Raw genomic sequence first — 1,256 nt, forward strand, 5'->3', positions numbered from 1 at the left:
GAGGGCCGGGACCACTGGTGGGCGGACACCGTCGGGGCCGCCTCGAACCAGCACACCGCCGTCGGGCATGACTCAGAGCACCCTTTGTTCATCCTGTACACCTCCGGCACCACCGGAAAGCCCAAGGGCATCCTGCACACCACCGGCGGGTACCTCACCCAGACCGCCTACACGCACCGGGCGGTCTTCGACCTGCACCCCGAAACGGACGTGTACTGGTGCACGGCCGACGTCGGCTGGGTCACCGGGCATTCCTACGTCGCCTACGCCCCGCTCATCAACGGCGCCACCCAGGTGATGTACGAAGGCACCCCGGACTCCCCGCACCAGGGCCGCTGGTGGGAGATCGTGGAGAAGTACAAGGTCTCCATCCTCTACACCGCCCCCACCGCGATCCGCACGTTCATGAAGTGGGGCCGGGAGATCCCGGACAAGTACGATCTCTCCTCCCTGCGCGTCCTCGGCTCCGTCGGCGAACCCATCAACCCCGAGGCCTGGATGTGGTACCGGAACGTCATCGGCGGGGACAAAACCCCCATCGTGGACACCTGGTGGCAGACCGAAACCGGCGCCCAGATGATCGCTCCCCTCCCCGGGGTCACGGCCACCAAGCCCGGCTCAGCCCAGGTCCCGCTGCCCGGCATCGCCGTGGACGTCGTGGACGAGACGGGCGAATCCGTGCCCAACGGCCACGGCGGCTTCCTGGTAATCCGCGAACCCTGGCCCGCCATGCTCCGCGGCATCTGGGGAGACCCGGAACGGTTCAAGGACACCTACTGGTCCCGGTTCGAGACCATGTACTTCGCCGGGGACGGCGCCAAGAAGGACGAGGACGGCGACATCTGGCTCCTGGGCCGGGTGGACGACGTCATGAACGTCTCCGGGCACCGGCTCTCCACCACGGAGATCGAATCCGCCCTGGTGTCCCACCCCGCCGTGGCCGAGGCCGCCGTCGTGGGCGCCGCGGACGAGACCACCGGGCAGGCCGTCGTCGCGTTCGTCATCCTCCGCGGCGACGCCGTGGATTCCGGGGATGCCATCGTCCAGGAACTCAGGAACCACGTGGGCAAGGAAATCGGCCCCATCGCCAAACCGAAGGCCATCCTGGTAGTCCCGGAACTGCCCAAAACCCGGTCCGGGAAGATCATGCGGCGCCTCCTCAAAGACGTCGCCGAAGGCCGCGACCCCGGAGACGCCACCACCCTCTCGGACCCCACCATCATGCAGCAGATCGCGGCAACCCTGAGGAAATAGGC

Annotated in this window: 1 protein-coding gene; it reads left to right on the top strand. The window is 67.7% G+C overall.

Annotated elements, in window-relative coordinates; translation table 11 throughout:
* Window positions 1–1,254, top strand: a 1,254-nt coding sequence (locus Q9R30_RS19275) for an acetate--CoA ligase (RefSeq protein ID WP_311218595.1), incomplete at its 5' end; no start/stop codon positions are given.
* Window positions 1,255–1,256: the final 2 nt, after the last annotated feature.

The sequence above is a fragment of the Arthrobacter sp. AB6 genome (assembly GCF_031844545.1).
Taxonomy (GTDB): Bacteria; Actinomycetota; Actinomycetes; order Actinomycetales; family Micrococcaceae; genus Arthrobacter.